Annotated in this window: 18 protein-coding genes and 1 pseudogene; 17 read left to right on the top strand and 2 right to left on the bottom strand. The window is 70.8% G+C overall.

Translation table 11 applies throughout. From position 1 onward, the window contains the following. Positions 1–3: 3 nt before the first annotated feature. The 7 genes and pseudogenes from G7071_RS14195 (at position 4) to pheT (ending at position 10,066) form a co-directional block, all read left to right on the top strand. Entirely contained in the window at positions 4–1,539 is a 1,536-nt protein-coding gene (locus tag G7071_RS14195; protein ID WP_166319825.1) for a sensor histidine kinase, read from the top strand. Then, complete coding sequence (locus G7071_RS14200) at positions 1,481–1,807, top strand: DUF4031 domain-containing protein (protein ID WP_246210032.1); 327 nt, start codon at positions 1,481–1,483, stop codon at positions 1,805–1,807. Before G7071_RS14195 ends, G7071_RS14200 begins: the two co-directional genes overlap by 59 nt. 9 nt (positions 1,808–1,816) lie before the next feature. Next, on the top strand, positions 1,817–2,887 hold the full coding sequence (locus tag G7071_RS14205; RefSeq protein WP_246210033.1) for a sensor histidine kinase: 1,071 nt from the start codon (positions 1,817–1,819) through the stop codon (positions 2,885–2,887). A gap of 92 nt (positions 2,888–2,979) precedes the next feature. Beyond that, positions 2,980–3,681, top strand: a complete 702-nt coding sequence (locus G7071_RS14210) for a response regulator transcription factor (protein WP_166319827.1) — start codon at positions 2,980–2,982, stop codon at positions 3,679–3,681. Further along, positions 3,678–6,290, top strand: a complete 2,613-nt coding sequence (locus G7071_RS14215; RefSeq protein ID WP_166319829.1) for a DUF4153 domain-containing protein — start codon at positions 3,678–3,680, stop codon at positions 6,288–6,290. Before G7071_RS14210 ends, G7071_RS14215 begins: the two co-directional genes overlap by 4 nt. Before the next feature lie 192 nt (positions 6,291–6,482). Then, a complete protein-coding gene (gene pheS / locus G7071_RS14220; protein WP_166319831.1) occupies positions 6,483–7,580 on the top strand; it encodes a phenylalanine--tRNA ligase subunit alpha in 1,098 nt (365 codons plus the stop codon). 3 nt (positions 7,581–7,583) lie between these two features. Beyond that, a pseudogene (gene pheT / locus G7071_RS14225) lies at positions 7,584–10,066 on the top strand (phenylalanine--tRNA ligase subunit beta). A 10-nt stretch (positions 10,067–10,076) separates the two neighbouring features. Here pheT and G7071_RS19705 read toward each other — a convergent pair. Further along, complete coding sequence (locus G7071_RS19705) at positions 10,077–10,208, bottom strand: hypothetical protein (protein WP_281351676.1); 132 nt, start codon at positions 10,206–10,208, stop codon at positions 10,077–10,079. After that, positions 10,205–10,891 carry a maleylpyruvate isomerase family mycothiol-dependent enzyme gene (locus G7071_RS14230; protein ID WP_246210035.1) on the bottom strand — a complete coding sequence of 229 codons (687 nt, stop codon included), beginning with the start codon at positions 10,889–10,891 and terminating at the stop codon, positions 10,205–10,207. The genes G7071_RS19705 and G7071_RS14230 overlap by 4 nt, the downstream gene beginning before the upstream one ends. A 68-nt stretch (positions 10,892–10,959) precedes the next feature. On the opposite strand from G7071_RS14230, the gene argC reads away from it, so the two are divergent. The 10 genes from argC to G7071_RS14280 are packed head-to-tail and all read left to right on the top strand — an operon-like array spanning position 10,960 to position 20,571. After that, positions 10,960–12,000: an N-acetyl-gamma-glutamyl-phosphate reductase gene (gene argC, locus G7071_RS14235; RefSeq protein WP_166319833.1), complete on the top strand. Its 1,041-nt coding sequence runs from the start codon at positions 10,960–10,962 to the stop codon at positions 11,998–12,000. Continuing rightward, complete coding sequence (locus G7071_RS14240; RefSeq protein ID WP_166319835.1) at positions 11,997–12,422, top strand: ACT domain-containing protein; 426 nt, start codon at positions 11,997–11,999, stop codon at positions 12,420–12,422. The genes argC and G7071_RS14240 overlap by 4 nt, the downstream gene beginning before the upstream one ends. Continuing rightward, positions 12,419–13,570: a bifunctional glutamate N-acetyltransferase/amino-acid acetyltransferase ArgJ gene (argJ, locus tag G7071_RS14245; RefSeq protein ID WP_166319837.1), complete on the top strand. Its 1,152-nt coding sequence runs from the start codon at positions 12,419–12,421 to the stop codon at positions 13,568–13,570. The genes G7071_RS14240 and argJ overlap by 4 nt, the downstream gene beginning before the upstream one ends. Further along, positions 13,567–14,478, top strand: coding sequence for an acetylglutamate kinase (argB, locus tag G7071_RS14250; protein WP_166319839.1), 912 nt, complete (start codon positions 13,567–13,569; stop codon positions 14,476–14,478). The genes argJ and argB overlap by 4 nt, the downstream gene beginning before the upstream one ends. Next, a complete protein-coding gene (locus tag G7071_RS14255; RefSeq protein WP_166319841.1) occupies positions 14,475–15,644 on the top strand; it encodes an acetylornithine transaminase in 1,170 nt (389 codons plus the stop codon). Before argB ends, G7071_RS14255 begins: the two co-directional genes overlap by 4 nt. Continuing rightward, positions 15,641–16,576, top strand: coding sequence for an ornithine carbamoyltransferase (argF, locus tag G7071_RS14260; RefSeq protein ID WP_166319843.1), 936 nt, complete (start codon positions 15,641–15,643; stop codon positions 16,574–16,576). Before G7071_RS14255 ends, argF begins: the two co-directional genes overlap by 4 nt. Before the next feature lie 20 nt (positions 16,577–16,596). Then, positions 16,597–17,103, top strand: a complete 507-nt coding sequence (locus tag G7071_RS14265) for an arginine repressor (protein WP_166321159.1) — start codon at positions 16,597–16,599, stop codon at positions 17,101–17,103. Beyond that, positions 17,104–18,540 (top strand): argininosuccinate synthase, encoded by a 1,437-nt coding sequence (gene argG, locus G7071_RS14270; RefSeq protein WP_166319845.1) that lies wholly within the window; start codon positions 17,104–17,106, stop codon positions 18,538–18,540. Next, a complete protein-coding gene (gene argH / locus G7071_RS14275) occupies positions 18,540–19,964 on the top strand; it encodes an argininosuccinate lyase (RefSeq protein WP_166319847.1) in 1,425 nt (474 codons plus the stop codon). The genes argG and argH overlap by 1 nt, the downstream gene beginning before the upstream one ends. Beyond that, positions 19,948–20,571: a DNA-3-methyladenine glycosylase gene (locus G7071_RS14280; protein WP_166319849.1), complete on the top strand. Its 624-nt coding sequence runs from the start codon at positions 19,948–19,950 to the stop codon at positions 20,569–20,571. Before argH ends, G7071_RS14280 begins: the two co-directional genes overlap by 17 nt. Positions 20,572–20,829 lie beyond the last annotated feature (258 nt).

Genomic DNA, 20,829 nt, shown 5'->3' on the forward strand with positions numbered 1-20,829 from the left:
GGCTTGCTCCTGATCCTGGCCGCCACCTACGGCAGCGGCGCGTTCTCCTCCGGCATGATCGGCGCCTACGACTGGCTGGCCGCCCCCGGGATCGCTGCCTGCCTGCTGGTCATCTCTCCGAGGCGCGAGGTGCCCTGGCTGGTGCTCGGCACCGCCGTGGCGGCGGCCGTCGGGGGCTCGCTGGTCGATGACGACGTCGCGATCGGGGTGAGCAGGGGAGTCGCCTACGGGCTCGAGGCCTATGTCATCGCTCGGTTGATGACCCGCAACTGGTTCCGTGCGCCGCGACTCCGCTCGTGGAACGACCTGCGTCGCTACCTCGTCGCCGTCACGGCCGGCAGTGCGGTGCCCGCCGTCCTGGCGTTCGTGGGCGCGGCGGCGCTCGGGGACGGCCGCTATGCCGACGCGGCCACGTGGGTCTTCTTCAACCACGCGGCGTGCAACCTCGTCCTGCTCCAGCTGGTCACCGAACGCCTGCGGGCGCCTCGGATCTCGTGGGTGGAGGCGGCTGCCCATGCAGCCCTCGTGGGCGTCGCGCTCACCCTCAACTACGGTCCGGGCTCAGGCACGTCCGGCGTCTTCCTCCTGACGGCGGTCGTCGTGTGGGCCGCGTCCAGGTTCCCCAAGCGACTGGGCATCCTCGAGCTCGCGGTGCTCGCGATCTTCATGTCCTGGCAGGCGAGCCGCGGAGTCGGCCCCTTCTCGTCCCTCGACCTGCAGTCGAGCCCTGTCCTGGTGATGACCGGAATGCAGAGCTTCCTGGTCGTCAGCGTGGTCATCGCGCTCGCCGTGGCGACCAGCCTCGGCCTGGAGCGCCAACGAGCCCTCTCCACGCACCGCGCGAAGGACGCGCTCATCAACACGCTCAGTCACGAGCTCCGGACCCCCCTGACCAGCATCGTCGGGTCCGTCGAGCTGCTCACCGGGGACATGGACATGGCGGCGGACGAGCGTTCCGACCTCCAGTCCCGGGTCTCGCGCAACGCCGAGCGGCTGCTGTCGATGGCCGACAACATGCTCACCCTGGCGGCGATGGACCAGCGGGAGTGGACGCCGGACAGGCGGCTGACCGACCTGCGCGAGTGCGTGCTCGCGGCTCGGGAGGCCGTCGCCGTACCCGCCGAGCGTGTGTCCGACCTGCGCGTGCACTTCGACGTCCCCGACGAGCCGGTGCCGGTCGTGGCGGACTGCCGCGCCATCGAGCGAGTGGTCTTCAACCTGCTCTCCAACGCGATCAAGTACACCCCCGGCCCGGGGAGCGTGCACGTCCGCCTGACGACGAGCGAGTTCGCCGCTCGAATCTCGGTGGCCGACGACGGCATGGGCATCGCCCGCGAGGACCAGCGGCACCTCTTCGAGCGCTTCTATCGCACCTCCACGGCCAAGCAGCACGTCGTGCCCGGCACCGGCCTGGGCCTGAGCATCGTCCGCTCGATCGTCGCTGCGCACGGGGGCGAGATCCGCGTCGACTCCGTCGTGGGTGTCGGCTCGACGTTCTCGGTCGACCTGCCCCTGCATCCGGTCACGGTGTCTCGATGATCCTGGTGGATCCCCCGCGGTCGAGCGCTGGGGCCGGAGCTGGTCCCACCTGGCCAGTGACGTCTCGTTCGACGAGCTCCACGACTTCGCGCGCAGCAACGGGATCCCGGCCCGAGGCTTCGACCGGGACCACTACGACGTGCCGTCGGAGAGGTATGCCGATGTGCTGGCCGCCGGTGCCGTGCCGGTCAGCTCCCGCGAGCTCGTGTCGAGACTGCGCGACGCCGGCCTGCGCCGGCCCAAGGGCGACTCCCGACGCGGGGACTAGGGTGGACCGGTGACCTGGGTCGACTCGAAGCCATCCCGCTTGAGGTCGCTCAGCGACCACCATCCTGACGGAACGGTCGGAGTCACCGTCGAGGGCGAGGTCAGCCTGATCAACCGCCAGGCCGCCCGGTTGCTCTGCCTGTCCGACGAGCACGTGATCGGCGGCCGGGTCGAGGACGTGCTGAGGCTCCAGGACCAGGACGGCAACAACTGGTGGCAGTTCAACGACCCCGCCAACAGCCTGTCCACCCGCACCGGGATCCCGGAGCAGTCCTGGTTGAACTCCCGCGGCGAAGAGGTGCTCACCACCGCGCGCCTGGTCCGCGAGCGCCCGCTGGCGCCTGTCCAGGCCATCGCCATCGGGATCCGCAGCGGGCGGGGGCGCGCCCGTCTCGACCGCGAGAGGTCAGACCTGGTCGCCACCGTGGCCCACGAGCTGAGGTCGCCGCTGACCGGCGTGAAGGGCTTCGTCCAGGCGCTGTTGAACCGCTGGGACAAGCTCAACGACGACCAGCGCAAGATGATGCTCGAGACCGTCAACGCAGATGCCGACCGCCTGGTCCGGTTGATCGCAGAGCTCCTCGACGTCGCGCGCATCGACACCGGGCGGTTGTCGCTCTATCCCCGCGACTGCAACGCGGTCGTCCTCACGCAGCGGGTGGTCGACTCGGTCAGCGCGGGCACCAGCCGGACCATCGAGCTCGAGGCCGCCGACGACCTCCCGGAGATCTTCGCCGATCCCGACAAGTACACCCAGGTCGTCACCAACCTCGTCGAGAACGCCGTGCGCCACGGGCAGGGTCGCGTCCTGGTCTCCCTGGACCGGTCGCCGCAGGACGCCACGCCCGTCGGTGTGCGCGTGTGCGTGGACGACCAGGGCGAGGGCATTCCCAAGGAGATGCGCAACCGCGTCTTCACCAAGTTCTGGAAGCACGGGTCCAGCGGTGGCTCCGGTTTGGGGATGTACATCGTCGGGGGCCTCGCCCGGGCCCACGGCGGCCACGTGCTCGTCGACGATGCGCCCGGAGGCGGCGCCCGGGTCATCGTCGACTGGCCGTGCGAGGACCTGCGGCCGGAGTGACCGCGCCCGGGCGCGTCCAGCCGACCACATCTCCACACAACCTCCACGAGTCGTCCCCGGCTCCTGCGCGCCTCCGCTCCTAGGCTTCCGACATGAGCGACCGAAGAGTCTTGGTGGTCGAGGACGACAGAGTCATCAACGACCAGCTCGCCGAGCGTCTCCGCGCCGAGGGCTATGCGGTCGACCAGGTCTTCGACGGCCCGACGGCCGTCACCGCGGTCGCCGAGACCCGTCCCGACGTGGTGCTCCTCGACGTCATGCTGCCGGGCCTCGACGGCCACGAGGTGTGCCGCCGGATCCAGTCCGAGCGGCCCGTCCCCGTCCTGATGCTCACGGCCCGCGACGACGAGTCCGACATCCTCGTCGGCCTCGGTGTCGGCGCGGACGACTACCTCACCAAGCCGTTCCGGATGCGCGAGGTCGTCGCCCGGGTGGCCGCCCTGATGCGCAGGGTGGACCGTGCTGCAGAGCTGGCGGCCACGACCGAACGGTCACCCATCAGCGTCGGTCGCCTGGTCGTGGACCCCGGACGTCGCCGTACGGCGATGGGTGGGACACAGATCCACCTGACCCCCACCGAGTTCGACCTGCTCGTGTGCCTGGCCCGCGAGCCCGGCCAGGTGCTCACCCGCGAGCGGCTGCTCAGCGAGGTGTGGGGCTGGGGTGAGGCGGCCGTCAACGGCGTGGCCTCCCGCACGGTCGACAGCCACGTCAAGGCACTGCGCCACAAGCTCGGGGCAGGGTGGATCCGCACCGTCCACGGTGTCGGCTATGCCTTGGAGGTGCCCGCGTGAAAGCACTCCTCGACGCGGCCTCGAGCATCAAGACCAAGCTGGGGGTCCTCGTCGCCGTCTCGGTCGTCGTCGCCGCGCTGCTGGCGACGCTGGGCTCGGCGTCCGGCGTGCCGGTGTGGCTCACCCTCCCGGTCGCCGTCGCCCTGGCGCTCGGTGTGACCCAGCTCCTCGCCGCCGGGATGGTGGCGCCGTTGCGCCAGATGACACAGGTGGCGCAGCGGATGGCGCGCGGCGACTACTCAGGCCGGGTGCGGGCCACGTCCAGCGACGAGGTGGGTCGGCTTGCGGCCGTGTTCAACCGGATGGCGGCGGACCTGGAGCAGGTGGAGACCGAGCGGCGCGACCTGATCGCGACGGTCTCGCACGAGCTGAGGACGCCGTTGGCTGCGATGACTGCCGTCCTGGAGAACCTTGCCGACGGTGTCGTGCCCGCTGACTCCGAGCACCTCGAGGGGGCCCTCGCGCAGGCGGAGCGCCTGCGCCGGCTCGTCACGGACCTCCTCGACCTGTCGCGCCTCGAGGCGGGCGTGACCCGGCTGCAGCCCGGTGACGTGACCGTGGACGAGCTGGTCGGCGACTGTGTGCGGGAGGTGGCGGCGGCCGGGAGGGCCGGAGACTTCGACGTCGACATCGAGGCGGGGCTGGTCGTGGTGGCCGACGAGGCCCGGTTGCGTCAGCTGTTGGTCAACGTGCTCGACAACGCCGCCCGGCACGCCCCGCCGGGCACCCCGGTGCGGGTGACCGCCGGCCGGGCGGGGGCCGGCTGGTGGCTGGCTGTTGCCGACAGCGGCCCGGGCGTCGCGGCGGACGACCGGGAGCGCGTCTTCCAGCGGTTCGGCACCGACCCTGCCGGCGGCGGCACGGGGCTCGGCCTCGCGGTCGCGCGCTGGGTCGCGCAGCTGCACGGCGGGACCCTGCGCTTCGTCGACCCGGAGCCCGGGAACGACGGCGCCCTCCTGCGTCTCGAGCTGCCGGGTGAGGTTCCGACCACCTCCGCTGCGGCCCCGGTGAGCCCGAGTCAGGTGAGCCCGGTCCCCACCGCAGTCGCGGCGCGCGCGATCCCCCCGCTGGTCCTGCCGGCCGCCGACGCGGCCTCCCCGGGCATGGACTCGGTCTTCGGCGCCTTCTGGCCAGAACGTCCCGGTCTGGTGGGCCTGCGGGTGGTGGTGGCCTGCGCGCTCGTCGGCGTGCTTGCCGGAGCCGTCATGACCTTCCACGGGCCGGGCCTGGCCTGGACCCTCGTCCTGTTGGCGGCCGGCGCGTCGGCATACGTCACCGCACACCACCGTCGCAGTGCGTTCACGATCACCTGCGTGGTGCTGGCGGCTCTTCTCGTCCTGCCGCTGACCCTCCTCGACAACGAGGGCGTCGTGCTGCTCGGCGTCCTGGTGGCGGCGGGGGTCTTCCTGATCGGCGTGACCGACGCACGGACCCCGCTCGGCTTCCTGCTGGCCGGCTTCTCCTGGCCGTTGTCGTCCATGCGCGGCCTGCCGTGGTTCGGCCGCAGCCTGCGGGTGGTCGGCACCGGCGGTCGCGCTCCGGCGGTGGTGCGGACGGCCGTCATCTCGTTCGTCGCCCTGGCGGTGTTCGGGGGGCTCTTCGCCTCGGCCGACGCGCTGTTCGCCACCTGGGTGGACGCGATCGTGCCGAGCCTGAGCTTCAACGACCTGGTGACCAGGATCTTCGTCGGCTGCGTGGTCTTCGGGCTGACCCTGGCCGCGGCCTACCTCGCGCTCAACCCCTCCCAGGTCGAGCCGGTCCGTCGGCCCGTCGAGGCGCTCGGCAACCGGTTCGAGTGGTTGATCCCCGTGCTCCTGGTCGATGCGGTGTTCGCGGTGTTCCTGCTGGCGCAGGCGACGGCGTTCTTCGGCGGACGCAGCTATCTGGAGAGCACGACAGGCCTGACGTATGCCGACTACGTCCACCAGGGCTTCGGGCAGCTGACCTTCGCCACCGCACTGACCCTCTTCGTGGTGTGGGCTGCGGCCCGCAAGGTCAAGGACGAACCGACCGACCGGCTCTGGATGAGGATCTCGCTCGGCCTGCTCTGCTCGTTCACGCTCGTCGTCGTGGCCTCCGCGCTCTATCGCATGCACCTCTACCAGGAGGCCTACGGCTTCACCACGCTGCGGGTGACGGTCGACGTCTTCGAGGGCTGGCTGGGCGTCGTCGTCCTGCTCGTCATGGTCGTGGGCGGTGCCGGTCACGGACGCTGGCTGCCGCGCCTGGCGCTGCTGAGCGGAGCCATCGCGTTCCTCGGCCTGGCTGCGATCAACCCGGATGCCTGGGTCGCCGGTCGCAACATCGACCGCTACGAGGCGACCGGCAAGCTCGACATCGCCTACCTCCAGAGCCTGTCCGCCGACGCGGCGCCCGTCATCGCCGAGCGGCTCCCGGCCGACGTCGCGGTCTGCGCCCTGCGACCGCGACGGCCCGCTGATTCGGGGGAGGCGGGCGAGGCCAGGGACTCGGTCCTCGACTGGAACCTGGGCAGGTCCCGGGCGCAGGACGCGGTCGCCGACCTGGATACCGACGCGGCGCGGCCGACCAGCGCCGGGGACCCGTGTGGCCCGGTCATCGACGCCTACAGCGAGGGCGGTGCGCGTTAGACTGGGCCGCGTGAGCCTCCGCCAGCGATTTCTGTGCCCCGGACCCGTGCGGTGTCCGGGGGCCGGTCGACCTTTCTGATCGACGCTGCTTCGCTGGCAGGAGCTCCTGTTCGTCGCCGGGTCCGGGGAGACCCGCCCGACGACCCTCTGGAACAATCGCGTCGTCCATCGTGCGACGCAAGAAAGGGAGCCATGTCCGGCCCCAACACCGACTACGACCCTGTCGAGGTCACCCCGCTCAAGGCCGAGGAGGTCGAGCGGATGCGCGACGAGGCGATCGCCGCGATCGCCGGCGCGAAGGACCTCGCCGAGCTCAAGCAGGTGCGTCTCGACCACGCCGGCGACCGGTCGCCACTGGCCCTGGCCAACCGCGAGATCGGCGCGCTGCCCCCGCAGGCCCGCAAGGAGGCCGGAGCACGCGTCGGTCAGGCGCGCGGCGCCGTCAACAAGGCGCTGGGGGAGCGCACCCTCGTGCTCGAGGCCGAGCACGAGGAGCGGATGCTGGTCGAGGAGACCGTTGACGTCACGCTCGCGACGCAGCGGCGGCCCCGCGGCGCACGCCACCCGATCACCACCTTCTCCGAGCGTCTCGCCGACGTGTTCCTGGCCATGGGCTGGGAGGTCGCCGACGGACCCTGGGTGGAAGCGGAGTGGCTCAACTTCGACGCCCTCAACATGGGCCCTGACCACCCGGCCCGGACCATGCAGGACACGTTCTGGCTCGAGCCGGCCGAGGCTGCGCTGGTGCTGCGCACCCACACGTCCCCGGTCCAGGCGCGCACGATGCTCACCCAGCAGCCGCCGATCTACGTCGTCTGCCCGGGCCGGGTCTATCGCACCGACGAGGTCGACGCGACCCATTCGCCGGTGTTCCACCAGATCGAGGGCCTGGTCGTCGACAAGGGCATCACCATGGCCCACCTCAAGGGCACCCTCGACCACATGACGACCGCGCTCTTCGGCTCGGGGATCACCACCCGGTTCCGCCCCTCGTACTTCCCCTTCACCGAGCCGTCGGCGGAGATGGACATGGTCTGCTTCGTGTGCCGTGGCGTCGATCCTGACGCGTGCCGCACCTGTCGCGGCGAGGGCTGGATCGAGCTCGGTGGCTGCGGCGTGGTCAATCCCCGCGTCCTGACCGCCTGCGGCATCGATCCCGAGGTCTACTCCGGGATCGCCTTCGGCTTCGGCATCGACCGCATGCTGATGTTCCGTCACAACGTCGAGGACCTGCGCGACGTCTTCGAGGGCGACGTCCGCTTCGCCAGCGCCTTCGGAACGGAGATCTGAACGATGAAGGCGCCACTGTCCTGGATCCGTGACTACGTCGACCTGCCGGCCGACGTCACCCTGGGTGCACTCACCGACCGGCTGACCATGCTCGGCCTCAAGCTCGAGGCGGTGACCAACCCCGCGGACGCCATCACCGGCCCGCTCGTGGTGGGCCGGGTCCTCACCCTCGACAAGGAGCCGCAGAAGAACGGCAAGACGATCAACTGGTGCACCGTCGACGTCGGTCCTGCCAACGGCACAGGCGAGCCCCAGGGCATCGTCTGCGGTGCCCACAACTTCGTCGAGGGTGACCTCGTCGTCGTCTGCCTGCCCGGGGCCGTGCTGCCGGGCAACTTCGAGATCAGTGCCCGCAAGACCTACGGTCACCTCTCCGCGGGGATGATCTGCTCGGCCGCCGAGCTGGGTCTGGGCACCGACCACGACGGCATCATCGTCCTGCCCCCGGACGCCGGTGCCCCCGGCGACGACGCCTTCGACGTGCTCGGCATGGACGACCCGGTGGTCGAGTTCGAGATCAACCCCGACCGTGCCTACGCCCTGTCGCTGCGGGGGATCGCCCGCGAGACGGCTCTCGGTCTCGGCCTGCCGTTCACGGATCCGGCCGAGCGCTCGACCCCCGCTGCCGACGGCGCCGGCCACCCGGTCGTGGTCGATGACAGTGACGGCTGCCCGGTCTTCGTCGCTCGCACGGTCAGTGGCTTCGACCCCGGTGCGCCGACACCGTCGTGGATGGCGACCCGTCTCGAGCAGGCCGGCATGCGACCGATCAGCCTCGGTGTCGACATCTCCAACTACGTCATGCTCGAGCTGGGTCAGCCCAACCACTGCTACGACCGCGCCACGCTGTCCGGCGCGCTGCAGGTCCGTCGTGCGCGCGCAGGAGAGCGGATCACCACCCTCGACGGAGTCGTTCGCCCGCTCACCGAGGCCGACCTCCTGATCGCCGACGACAGCGGACCGATCGGCATCGCCGGCCTCATGGGCGGGGAGGCCACCGAGCTCTCCTCCTCCACCACCGACATCGTCGTCGAGGCCGCCCACTTCGACCCGGTCACGATCTTCCGGGCCGGCAAGCGGCACAAGCTCCACTCCGAGGCCTCCAAGCGCTTCGAGCGGGGCGTCGACCCGACACTGCCCCCGGCAGCGGCAGACCGTGTGGTCGAGCTGCTCGTCGAGCTCGGCGGCGCGACGGCCGACGCGGGCGTGACCGTCGTCGGCACCGAGCCGTCACCGGTGTCGGTCACCATCCCGATCGACCTGCCGGCGCGGGTCAGCGGCATCGACATCACCACCGAGACGACCGTCGCGCACCTCACAGCTGTCGGTTGCGAGGTCATCGTCGAGGGCGAGAGCCTGACCGCGGTCGTGCCGCCCTGGCGCCCCGACCTGACCGACCCCTACGACCTCGTCGAGGAGGTCGTCCGGATCGTCGGCTACGACAAGGTGCCCTCGGTGCTCCCGCCGGCCCCGGCCGGTCGGGGCCGCAGCGAGGCCCAGCGCCTGCGCCGCCGTGTCGGGCTCACGCTCGCGGGTGCCGGCCTGGTCGAGACGATCAGCTATCCCTTCGTGGGGGAGGACGACTGGGACCGGCTCGGGCTGCCGGAGGACGACGACCGCCGTACGGCGCTGCGTGTGGTCAACCCCCTCAACAACGAGGAGCCGCTCCTCACCACGACGCTGCTGCCGGGACTGCTCAAGGCGCTGGCCCGCAACGTCGGCCGCGGCAACGCAGACGCGGCGCTGTTCGAGACCAGCCTGGTGTTCGCGCCCACCGGCGACGAGCACGCCCCGATCCTGGGTGTCGAGCGACGACCGACGGCCGAGGAGTGGGCCAGCATCGAGAAGGCCGTGCCGCGCCAGCCGATGCATCTCGCCCTCGCGCTGACCGGCCACGTCGAGCTCGGCGGCTGGTGGGGTGCCGGTCGTGCGGCCTCCTGGTCGGATGCCATCGCGACGCTGCGCACCCTCGCTGTCGAGCTGGGGTCGAGCTCGACGTGGTGGCCGCGGCCAGGGCGCCGTGGCACCCGGGTCGCTGCGCGGAGCTGCGCATCGGTGACCGGGTCATCGGCCACGCCGGCGAGCTGCACCCGCGGGTGTGCAAGGCCTACGCCCTGCCCGAGCGCTCGGCCGTGGCCGAGATCGACCTCGACGCGCTGCTCGAGCACGCTGCGGCCATCACCGCCGCTCCGAGGTTCTCCTCCTATCCGGTCGCCAAGGAGGACGTGGCGCTGGTCGTCGACGCCGGTGTCCCGGCAGCCGACGTGGAGGCCGCCCTGCGAGAGGGTGCAGGCGAGCTGCTGGAGTCGGTCCGGCTCTTCGACGTCTACACCGGCGACCAGGTGGGCGACGGCAAGAAGTCGCTGGCCTACGCGCTCCGGTTCAGGGCGCCCGACCGCACGCTCAAGGAGGGGGAGGCCGCCGCGGCGCGTGACGCAGCAGTGGCCCTCGCTGCCGAGCGGACAGGGGCAGTCCAGCGCACGTGAGGCCGACCGGCTAGTTGATCGGGTTGTCCACGATCGCGAGGAAGCGCTCGTGGACCGCCCGGTCCCCGGCGATGGAGATGCCCTCGGAGTCCCGTCGGCGCCACAGCCATGCGTCCAGCACGCCGGCGGGGCCGTCGATCACCACATCAGGTTCGACGTCAGGGCCGGTGGGCGCGTCGATGACGTGGCAGTCCTCGTCGTCGACGTAGACCTTGCCGCTCTCCGGGTCGGTCCCGCTGAAGAGTCCGAGCTGCACCCAGATCTGGTCGCCCGTGTCGGTGCAGTCGAGGCGCAGGACATGGGGAAGGGGCTCCCACGAGCCCCACGGGGACAGGCTCCATACATGACGCCGAGGACCTCCTCGACACCGTCCGCTGCCAGGTTCGCGTCCAGCTCTGACTCGGTGCCGGCCGCCAGCTCGGCGTCGATCCGGTGGATCAGGGCCTCATGCGCCTGACGACGCATGATGAAGCCGACCGTGTGGTCGTCGGGGTCGCTCGACCACGTCCAGGCCTCGTCGTCGGGGGGCACCCCGTCGAGTGCCGCCGTCAGGGCGTGCGACCAGTGCTCGTACATCTTCAACGCTTCGTCGTGGGTGCCGGGCCGTGAAGGCTCCCCGGCCAGGTCGACCTCCGACGGCCGGTCCACCACGACCGTGGTCCAGAACCACTGCACCGTGGTGAGGTGCCACAGCAGGTCGGCAGCAGACCAGTCGGGGCACGACGGCACCCGCGCCGCGGGGTCGCACTCGGCCAGCACCTCGCGGAACCGCGCAGATTCGTTCCGGATGTGCTCGACATACAGATCAGGGTCAAGACGCGTCATGGCGCCAACCTATGCTGTACGGCGGTGGGCGACCCGGCCCGGATGGTCATGCAATTCTGTGTATAGTCATGCACATGTCTTCCCTCTTCTCGGTCGCCGTCGCCGGCGCCAGCGGCTATGCCGGTGGTGAGGTGCTGCGCCTGCTGCTCGGCCACCCCGGCGTCCGGATCGGGTCGCTGACGGCCGGTGGCAACGCCGGTGAACGGCTCGGCTCCCTGCAGCCCCACCTGGTCCCACTGGCTGACCGGGTCCTGGAACCGACGTCCGTCGAGACGCTGGGCGGCCATGACGTGGTCTTCCTCGGCCTGCCGCACGGCAAGTCGGCCGAGATCGCCGCTTCACTCGGTGACGACACGCTCGTGGTCGACTGCGGGGCAGACTTCCGGCTCACCGACGCGGCGGCGTGGGAGGAGTTCTACGGTGGCCCGCACGCAGGCTCCTGGCCCTACGGGCTGCCGGAGCTCGCCGACCAGCGCAGTGCCCTGGCGGCGGCTCGTCGCGTTGCGGTCCCGGGGTGCTATCCCACCGTGTCGACGCTCGCGATCGCGCCGGCCGTCGCCGCGGGCCTGGTGGAGCCCGAGGTGAGCGTCGTCGCGGCCAGCGGGCTCAGCGGAGCCGGGAAGTCCCTCAAGCCCCACCTCCTGGGCAGTGAGGCGATGGGCAACGCGAGCGCCTACGGCGTCGGAGGCGTGCACCGGCACACACCCGAGATCATCCAGAACCTCGGTCTGGTCCACGACGGCGACGTCCGGGTCAGCTTCACGCCCATGCTGGTGCCGATGTCGCGCGGCATCCTGGCGACGGCGTCGGCACCGCTGGCCCGCGACGTGACGCAGGACGAGGCTCGCGCCGCCTACGCCGCCGCCTACGACCACGAGCCCTTCATCCACCTGCTTCCCGCCGGACAGTGGCCCCAGACCAAGGCCGTCGTCGGGTCCAACGCGGTGCACGTCCAGGTCACCATCGACGAGGCTGCCGGGCGACTGGTCGCCGTGGCCGCCATCGACAATCTCACCAAGGGCACGGCGGGCGCCGCCGTGCAGTGCATGAACATCGCCCTCGGTCTCGACGAGACCACGGGCCTCACCACGATCGGACTCGCGCCATGAACGACCACGTCCTCACCCTGCTCCAGTTCCCCGAGAAGCTCGCCATCGTGCGGCTCGGTCCGGGCGCGGAGGTCCCGAAGTGGGCGGAGTCGGCCAGCCTCTTCTCGGTCACGGCCACGGCCACCGAGACGAGCCTGGTGTGCGCGACCCGTTCGGTGCCGACCAAGACGCCGAGCATCAAGCCGCTGACCGCCTTCCAGGTCCGGGGCCCCCTGGACCCCGACGCGGTCGGCATCCTGGCAGCGCTCCTGGTGCCGCTCGCCGAGGCGGAGATTCCCGTCTACACGCTGTCCACCTTCGACACCGACTGGATCCTGGTGCGGCTCGTGGACGGCGAGAAGGCGTCCGAGGCCTGGCGACGACGAGGTCACACCGTGACCGCAGCCGTCCCCGCCACCCCTCCGCGAAAGTCCAGGAAATGACCGTCACCCATCCCGCCGGCTTCACCGCAGCCGGCGTCGCCGCAGGCCTCAAGTCGACTGGCGCCAAGGATGTCGCGCTCGTCGTCAACCACGGTCCGCGCTTCGACTCGGCCACCGTCTTCACCGCCAACCGCTGCAAGGCCAATCCCGTGCTGTGGAGCCGGGAGGTCGTCAAGGACGGCACGGTGAAGGCCGTCTTCCTCAACTCGGGGGGCGCCAACTGCTACACCGGCCCGGAGGGGTTCCAGACCACCCACGCCGTCGCCGAGCGCGTCGCCGAGCACCTCGGCATCGGATCGATCGACGTCGTCGTGTGCTCCACCGGCCTGATCGGGCTGGCCAACTCCCGCGAGGACCTCCTCGACGGCGTCGACGCGGTCCATGCCGCCCAGTCGACTGACGGGGGAGCCGAGGCCGCCGAGGCGATCATGACCACCGACTCGGTCGCCAAGCAGGTCGTCGTCGAGGGCGCGGGCTGGACGATCGGTGGGATGGCCAAGGGTGCCGGCATGCTTGCGCCCGCGCTGGCCACGATGCTGGTCGTGATCACCACCGACGCCGTCGTGTCGGCCTCCGACCTCGACGCTGCGCTGCGAGCCGCGACCAGGGTCTCCTTCGACCGGCTCGACTCCGACGGGTGCATGTCGACCAACGACACCGTGACGGTGATGGCCAGCGGAGCCAGCGGGATCACCCCGCCACTCGCTGACTTCACCGAGGCGCTGACCCAGGCCTGCAGCGACCTCGCGATGCAGCTGCTCAAGGACGCCGAGGGCGCCGACCACGAGATCGCCATCACGACGCTCAACGCCGCGAGCGAGGACGAGGCCGTCGAGGTCAGCCGGAGCGTGGCCCGGTCCAACCTCTTCAAGGCTGCCGTCTTCGGCCAGGACCCCAACTGGGGCCGCGTGCTCGCCAGCATCGGCACGACCCAGGCCGCCTTCGACCCGGCCGACCTCGACGTCGCCATGAACGGGGTGTGGGTCTGCCGCAGCTCCGTGCCCGCCGAGGACCCCTCCAAGGTCGACCTGAGCGCGCGCGAGGTCTCGGTCACGATCGACCTCAAGGCGGGCGATGCCCGGGCCACGGTCTGGACCAACGACCTGACCCACGCCTACGTCCACGAGAACAGCGCCTACAGCTCATGAAGACCGACGCGAAGACCCTGGCCGCGGCGCTTCCGTGGCTCAAGCGCTACCACGGCAAGACGATCGTGGTGAAGTACGGCGGCAACGCCATGACCGACGAGTCGCTCAAGACTGCCTTCGCCGAGGACATCGCCTTCCTGCGCTTCGCCGGCTTCCGCCCGGTCGTCGTCCACGGTGGCGGGCCCCAGATCTCGGCGATGCTCGACAAGCTCAACATCGCCTCGGAGTTCCGCGGCGGGCTGCGCGTCACCACGCCCGAGGCGATGGACGTCGTCCGGATGGTGCTGGTGGGCAAGGTCCAGCGCGAGCTGGTCGGACTGATCAACCAGCACGGTCCGCTCGCAGTCGGTCTCTCGGGCGAGGATGCCGGCCTGTTCACGGCTGAGGCGACCAACACCGTCGTCGACGGTGAGGAGGTCGATCTCGGACTGGTGGGAGAGGTGGCGCACGTGCGCCCCGAGTCGGTGCTCGACCTGATGGATGCCGGCCGGATCCCCGTCATCTCCAGCGTGGCCCCCGATGTCGACGGCACCGTGCACAACGTCAACGCCGACACGGCCGCCGCCGCCCTCGCCATCGCGCTCGGCGCCGAGAAGCTCCTCGTCCTCACCGACGTCGAGGGCCTCTACCGCGACTACGGCAACTCCGAGGACGTCATCCAGGAGATCAGCCCCGAGGCGCTCGCCGGGATGCTGCCGACCCTGGATGCAGGCATGGTCCCCAAGATGAAGGCGTGCCACCAGGCCGTGACCAACGGCGTCCCGCGTGCCACCGTGGTCGACGGACGCGAGCCGCACGCAGTCCTCCTGGAGATCTTCACCGACGAGGGCGTCGGCACCCAGGTGCTGCCCGGCGTCGAGACCAAGCTCAAGAATGCCCAGACGCCCACCACCGGAGGTGACGCATGACCTGGCAGCAGCGCTACGAGTCCTCGTTGATGAACACCTTCGGCACCCCGAAGCTCCTCCTCGCCCGCGGCGAGGGCTGCCACGTGTGGGACTCCGACGGTCGCGAATACGTCGACTTCCTCGGTGGCATCGCCGTCAACTCGCTCGGTCACGCGCACCCCGCGGTCGTCGCCGCCGTGACGACCCAGCTCCAGACACTCGGACACGTCTCCAACCTCTTCACCTCCGAACCGCAGATCGCGCTGGCCGAGCGGTTGCTCGCGCTGCTCGGCGCCGACGGCAGGGTCTTCGTCTCCAACTCCGGCGCCGAGGCCAACGAGGCCGCGTTCAAGCTCACCCGACGGACCGGGCGCACCCACGTCGTCGCCGCCGAGGGCGGCTTCCACGGCCGGACGATGGGTGCCCTGGCGCTGACCTCCAAGGCCGCCTACCGCGAGCCGTTCGAGCCGTTGCCCGGCACCGTCACCTTCGTGCCGTACGGCGACGCCGCTGCCCTGGCAGCAGCGGTGACCGACGAGACGGCGGCCGTGCTGCTCGAGCCCGTGCAGGGCGAGGCCGGTGTCCGCGTCCCGCCCGACGGCTACCTGTCCGCGGCCCGCCGGGTCTGCGACGACCACGGGGCCCTGCTCTGGCTCGACGAGGTGCAGACGGGAATCGGACGGACCGGCACCTGGTTCGCCCACCAGCTGGCGAGCGGGCAGGGCGTGACACCCGACATCATGACCCTGGCCAAGGGCCTGGGCGGTGGCTTCCCGATCGGCGTCACCATCGGCGTGGGAGCCACTGGCGCACTGTTCGAGCCGGGGAACCACGGCACGACGTTCGGTGGCAACCCGGTGGCGTGCGCGGCTGCGCTGGCCGTGCTCGAGACGATCGAGAAGGACGGCCTCCTCGACTCGGCGTCAGCGCTCGGGAAGACCCTGCGTGACGGGCTGCCGGACCCCCGCGTCGTTGAGATTCGCGGCGAGGGCCTGATGATCGGTCTCGAGCTCAGCGTCGATGCGCCACGCACCGTGAGCGCCGCGCTCGACCAGGGCTTCGTGATCAACGCGACCGGTCCGAGCACCATCCGGCTCCTGCCACCGCTCGTGCTGACCGACGCCGACGCGACGGCGCTCATCGACGCATGGCCGCGCATCCTCGACGCGGCGGAGCGGTCCTCGTGACCCGCCACCTCCTGGCCGACGACGACCTCAGCCCTGCCGAGCAGGCAGAGGTGCTCGCGCTGGCCGCCGAGCTCAAGGCGTCGCCATACGCCGCGAAGCCGCTGGCCGGCCCGCTGACCGTCGCGCTGGTCTTCGACCGGCCCACCCTGCGCACCCAGGTCTCCTTCACCGCCGGCATCGCCGAGCTCGGCGGCAACCCGATGACCGTCGACGGCGGTCTCGCGGCCATGGGTTCGCGCGAGTCGGTCGAGGACGTCGCCCGGGTGCTGGGACGTCAGGCCTCCGCGATCGTGTGGCGAACCGCCCACCAGGCAGACCTCGCCACCATGGCGGCCCGTGCCGGTGTGCCTGTCGTCAACGCGTTGACCGACGACTTCCACCCCTGCCAGCTCCTGGCCGACCTGATGACCGTGGCGGAGCGGCGCGGTGCGCTCGCCGGCACCCGTGTGGTCTTCGTCGGTGACGGGTCCTGCAACATGGGCAACTCGTGGGTGCTGGCCGGTGCCACGGCGGGGATGCACGTGGTCGTGGCCTCGCCCGACGGCTATGCGCCGCACGAGCAGGTCCTGGAGCGGGCGCGGGCGATCGCCGACTCCACCGGTGGCAGCGTCGCGGTCACGACCGACCCACGCGCTGCGGCGGCCGGTGCCGAGGTCGTGGTGACCGACACCTGGATCTCGATGGGTCGCGAGCAGGAGGCGGCCGAGCGCGAGCAGCTGTTCGCGCCCTACGCCCTCACCTCGGACCTCCTCGCTCATGCTGACCCCGGTGCCGTCGTGCTCCACTGCCTCCCGGCCTATCGCGGCAAGGAGATCAGCGCCGAGGTGCTCGAGGGGCCCCAGAGCGCGGTCTGGGACGAGGCGGAGAACCGCCGCCACGCCCAGAAGGCCGTGCTGACCTGGCTGCTCGAGCAGGATCGGGACCCGTCGTGAACGGCTCGGCGGTCAGCCCCATGACGAAGAACGCCCGCCACCAGCGGATCATCGACCTGATCACCCACCACTCCGTGAGGTCGCAGGCCGAGCTGGCCGAGCTGCTGGGGGAGCACGGTGTCCACGTCACCCAGGCCACGCTGAGCCGCGACCTCGTCGAGCTCGACGCGGTGAAGGTCAGGAGCCCGCGCGGCCCGCTGGTCTACGCAGTGCCCGCCGAGGGCGGCGACCGGGGGCTCACCGGCCCACGCGAGTCAGCCGGCGCGCGCGAACGTCTCGCGCGCCTGTGCTCGGAGCTGCTCGTCAGTGCCGACGCGAGCGCCAACCTCGTCGTGCTGCGCACCCCACCGGGGGCCGCCCAGTTCCTGGCGAGCGCCTTCGACCGCGCCGATCTCGGTGACGTGCTCGGCACCATCGCCGGTGATGACACCGTGCTCGTCATCGGACGTGACCCCCAGGGCGGCGACGCCCTCGCCACCAGGTTTCTCGAGTTCGCGAACCACCAGACTGCAAAGGATGACCACTAAGTGAGCAAGGTCCTCACCTCACTCCCCGTCGGCGAACGCGTCGGCATCGCCTTCTCCGGGGGGCTCGACACCTCCGTCGCGGTCGCGTGGATGCGGGACAAGGGCGCGATCCCGTGCGCCTACACGGCCGACATCGGTCAGTACGACGAGCCCGATGTCTCCGGCGTCCCGGGCCGCGCCAAGCAGTACGGCGCCGAGATCGCCCGTGCGATCGACTGCCGGACACCCCTGGTCGAGGAGGGCCTCGCCGCCCTGGCGTGCGGTGCCTTCCACATCCGCTCGGGTGGCCGTGCCTACTTCAACACCACCCCGCTCGGGCGGGCCGTCACCGGCACGATGCTGGTCCGGGCGATGCACGAGGACGACGTCAACATCTGGGGCGACGGCTCGACGTTCAAGGGCAACGACATCGAGCGGTTCTACCGCTACGGCCTGCTGGCCAACCCCGACCTGCGCATCTACAAGCCGTGGCTGGACGCCCAGTTCGTGCACGAGCTCGGCGGCCGGCACGAGATGAGCGAGTGGCTCGTCGAGCACGGACTGCCCTATCGCGACTCCGCGGAGAAGGCCTACTCCACCGACGCCAACATCTGGGGCGCCACCCACGAGGCCAAGACCCTCGAGCACCTCGACGTCTCGCTCGAGACGGTCGAGCCGATCATGGGCGTGAAGTTCTGGGACCCGGCTGTCGCCATCGAGACCGAGGACGTGACGGTCCGCTTCGAGGCCGGTCGCCCGGTCGCGATCAACGGCCGCACCTTCCCCGACGCAGTGGCGCTGGTCCACGAGGCCAACGTCATCGGTGGGCGGCACGGCCTGGGCATGTCCGACCAGATCGAGAACCGGATCATCGAGGCGAAGTCGCGCGGGATCTATGAGGCGCCGGCGATGGCGCTGCTCTGGATCGCCTACGAGCGGCTCCTCAACGCCATCCACAACGAGGACACGATCGCCAACTACCACGCCGAGGGCCGTCGTCTCGGCGTCCTCCTCTACCAGGGCCGCTGGCTCGACCCCCAGGCGCTGATGCTGCGCGAGTCGATCCAGCGCTGGATCGCCTCCCTGGTGACCGGCGAGGTGACGATCCGGCTCCGCCGCGGCGAGGACTACACCGTCCTGCGGACAGATGGGCCCGCGTTCTCCTACCACCCCGACAAGCTCTCGATGGAGCGCACGGACAACGCCGCGTTCGGTCCGACCGATCGGATCGGGCAGCTCACCATGCGCAACCTCGACATCGCCGACAGTCGAGCGAAGCTCGAGGCGTATGCCGCCCAGCCGCTCGACCAGGGGCAGGTGTTGGTGGAGAACGGCACCCTGTTCGGCGAGATCGAGGCCGGCGGCTACGACAAGATCACCGACAACCCCGCAGCCGAGGCGGAGGCCGACCTGGACCGGGCCCTCGACCACGCCGCAATGGAGTTCGGGACCGACTGATGGGCGAGCTCAGCGCGACCAACGAGGGCAAGCTGTGGGGCGGCCGGTTCGAGGGTGGCCCGTCCCCGGAGCTGGAGGCGCTCTCTCGATCCACCCACTTCGACTGGCGCCTCGCGCTCTATGACATCGCCGGGTCCCACGCCCACGCCAAGGCGCTGGGAGCGGCGGGCCTGCTGACCGCCGACGAGGAGGCCGAGCTGCACCGGGGTCTCGATGTGCTCGCCGAGTCCTACACGTCCGGCCGTCTGCTGCCCTCGCCGGCCGACGAGGACGTCCACGGCGCCCTCGAGCGCCTGCTCATCGAGGAAGTGGGGCCCGACATCGGAGGCAAGCTCCGGGCGGGCCGGTCGCGCAACGACCAGATCGCCACCCTCTTCCGGTGCTACCTCCTCGACCACGGACGGGTCGTGGCCGGTCTCGTCCTCGATCTCGTCGAGGCCCTCGCCGGGCAGGCCGACGACCACCTCGGCGCGATCATGCCGGGTCGCACGCACCTCCAGCACGCACAGCCGGTGCTGCTGTCCCACCACCTCCTGGCGCATGCCTGGCCGCTGCTGCGCGACGTCGACAGGCTGGGGGACTGGCAGGCGAGGGTCCGTTCGGACTCGCCCTACGGATCGGGTGCACTCGCCGGCCAGAGCCTGGGGCTCGACCCGGAGCTGGTCGCGAGCGAGCTCGGCTTCACCGGCTCGACGGCCAACTCGATCGACGGCACAGCCTCGCGCGACTTCGTCTCCGAGTTCGCCTTCGTGTGCGCCCAGGTCGGCATCGACATCTCGCGGCTGGCGGAGGAGATCATCCTGTGGGCCACCAAGGAGTTCGACTTCGTGACGCTCCACGACTCGTGGTCGACCGGGTCGAGCATCATGCCGCAGAAGAAGAACCCCGACATCGCGGAGCTGGCTCGTGGCAAGTCCGGCCGACTGGTCGGCAACCTTGCAGGCCTGCTCACGACCCTCAAGGCGCTGCCGCTGGCCTACAACCGCGACCTCCAGGAGGACAAGGAGCCGGTCTTCGACTCGATCGACACCCTCGAGGTGCTGCTGCCCGCCTTCACCGGACAGGTGGCGACCCTGACCTACAACACCGAGCGCATGGCCGAGCTGGCGCCGCAGGGGTTCTCGTTGGCGACCGACATCGCCGAGTGGCTGGTGCGGGAGGGCACTCCGTTCCGCGTCGCCCACGAGCTGGCCGGCGCGTGCGTGCGCGCGGCCGAGGCAAAAGGCACCGACCTCGACGGGCTCACCGACGACGAGTTCGCCCGGATCTCACCCCTGCTCACGCCTCAGGTTCGTCTCGTCCTCACGGCCGCAGGCTCCGTCGAGTCGCGCTCAGGACGCGGTGGTACGGCGCCCGAGCGGGTCCGCGAGCAGCTCGACGAGCTCAGGCGGATGGTGGCCGCCACCCGTGACCGCCTCGGCTGACCTCGCGGCTCGGCTGTCCGGCCCGGTGGTCGACGTCGCTCCCACCCTGCTGGGGTCGACGCTGCGCTGTGGGGACATCACGCTCCGGATCACCGAGGTCGAGGCGTACGCCGGGTCCGAGGACCCCGGCTCGCACTCCCACCGAGGTCGTACGCCGCGCAACGCAACGATGTTCGGCCCGCCCGGCCACCTGTACGTCTACTTCACCTACGGCATGCACCACTGCGCCAACGTGGTCTGCGGACCGGAGGGGACCTCGTCCGGGATCCTGCTCCGCGCCGGCGAGGTCGTCGGCGGGCTCGAGACCGCGCGGGCCAGGAGGCCGCGCTCACAGGATCGGGACCTGGCCCGCGGGCCGGCGCGCCTCTGCTCGACCCTCGGGATCGATCTCGACGACGACGGCACCGACCTCTCGCAGGGGCGTGTCCGGCTCGACCTGGGCGCGCCGCTCGACGCCTCGGCCATCTCGAGCGGGCCGCGGGTCGGCCTGCGCGCGGCGGCAGACTTCCCGTGGCGCTTCTGGTTGACCGGGGAGCCCACGGTCTCGATCTATCGTCCGGCCGCACCATTGCGCCGGCGACAGGGCTCTGACCTGCGCAAACGCTAGAACTTCACCCCGAGTTGGCGCGCTCGGCGTGCAGGGTCTAGTGTTCTCACTGTCGCCGAAACGCGATCGCCCACTTCTGGCCGTCAGGTCGAACCACCGGGCGGCGCACGGCCAGCTTGACCCACTGCGGAGCAGCGAGTTTGACTCGCTGAGCCGAGACGGGTAAGTTTTTGCAGGTTGTCCCAAGACAAGTCCAGCCCTGCTGGAGGCGCTTGGGTGCGTGTGATGTTTGAGAACTCAACAGTGTGTCATAGTCGA

The sequence above is a fragment of the Nocardioides piscis genome (assembly GCF_011300215.1).
In the GTDB taxonomy this organism is placed as follows: Bacteria; Actinomycetota; Actinomycetes; order Propionibacteriales; family Nocardioidaceae; genus Nocardioides; species Nocardioides piscis.

What these genes read in the sequence shown, in the direction of transcription:
- G7071_RS14210 (WP_166319827.1), top strand. Translation starts at nt 2,980, where the DNA reads ATGAGCGACCGAAGAGTCTTGGTGGTCGAGGACGACAGAGTCATCAAC.
- pheS (WP_166319831.1), top strand. Translation starts at nt 6,483, where the DNA reads ATGTCCGGCCCCAACACCGACTACGACCCTGTCGAGGTCACCCCGCTC.
- G7071_RS14230 (WP_246210035.1), bottom strand. Translation starts at nt 10,891, where the DNA reads ATGACGCGTCTTGACCCTGATCTGTATGTCGAGCACATCCGGAACGAA.
- argC (WP_166319833.1), top strand. Translation starts at nt 10,960, where the DNA reads ATGCACATGTCTTCCCTCTTCTCGGTCGCCGTCGCCGGCGCCAGCGGC.
- G7071_RS14240 (WP_166319835.1), top strand. Translation starts at nt 11,997, where the DNA reads ATGAACGACCACGTCCTCACCCTGCTCCAGTTCCCCGAGAAGCTCGCC.
- argJ (WP_166319837.1), top strand. Translation starts at nt 12,419, where the DNA reads ATGACCGTCACCCATCCCGCCGGCTTCACCGCAGCCGGCGTCGCCGCA.
- argB (WP_166319839.1), top strand. Translation starts at nt 13,567, where the DNA reads ATGAAGACCGACGCGAAGACCCTGGCCGCGGCGCTTCCGTGGCTCAAG.
- G7071_RS14255 (WP_166319841.1), top strand. Translation starts at nt 14,475, where the DNA reads ATGACCTGGCAGCAGCGCTACGAGTCCTCGTTGATGAACACCTTCGGC.
- G7071_RS14265 (WP_166321159.1), top strand. Translation starts at nt 16,597, where the DNA reads ATGACGAAGAACGCCCGCCACCAGCGGATCATCGACCTGATCACCCAC.
- argH (WP_166319847.1), top strand. Translation starts at nt 18,540, where the DNA reads ATGGGCGAGCTCAGCGCGACCAACGAGGGCAAGCTGTGGGGCGGCCGG.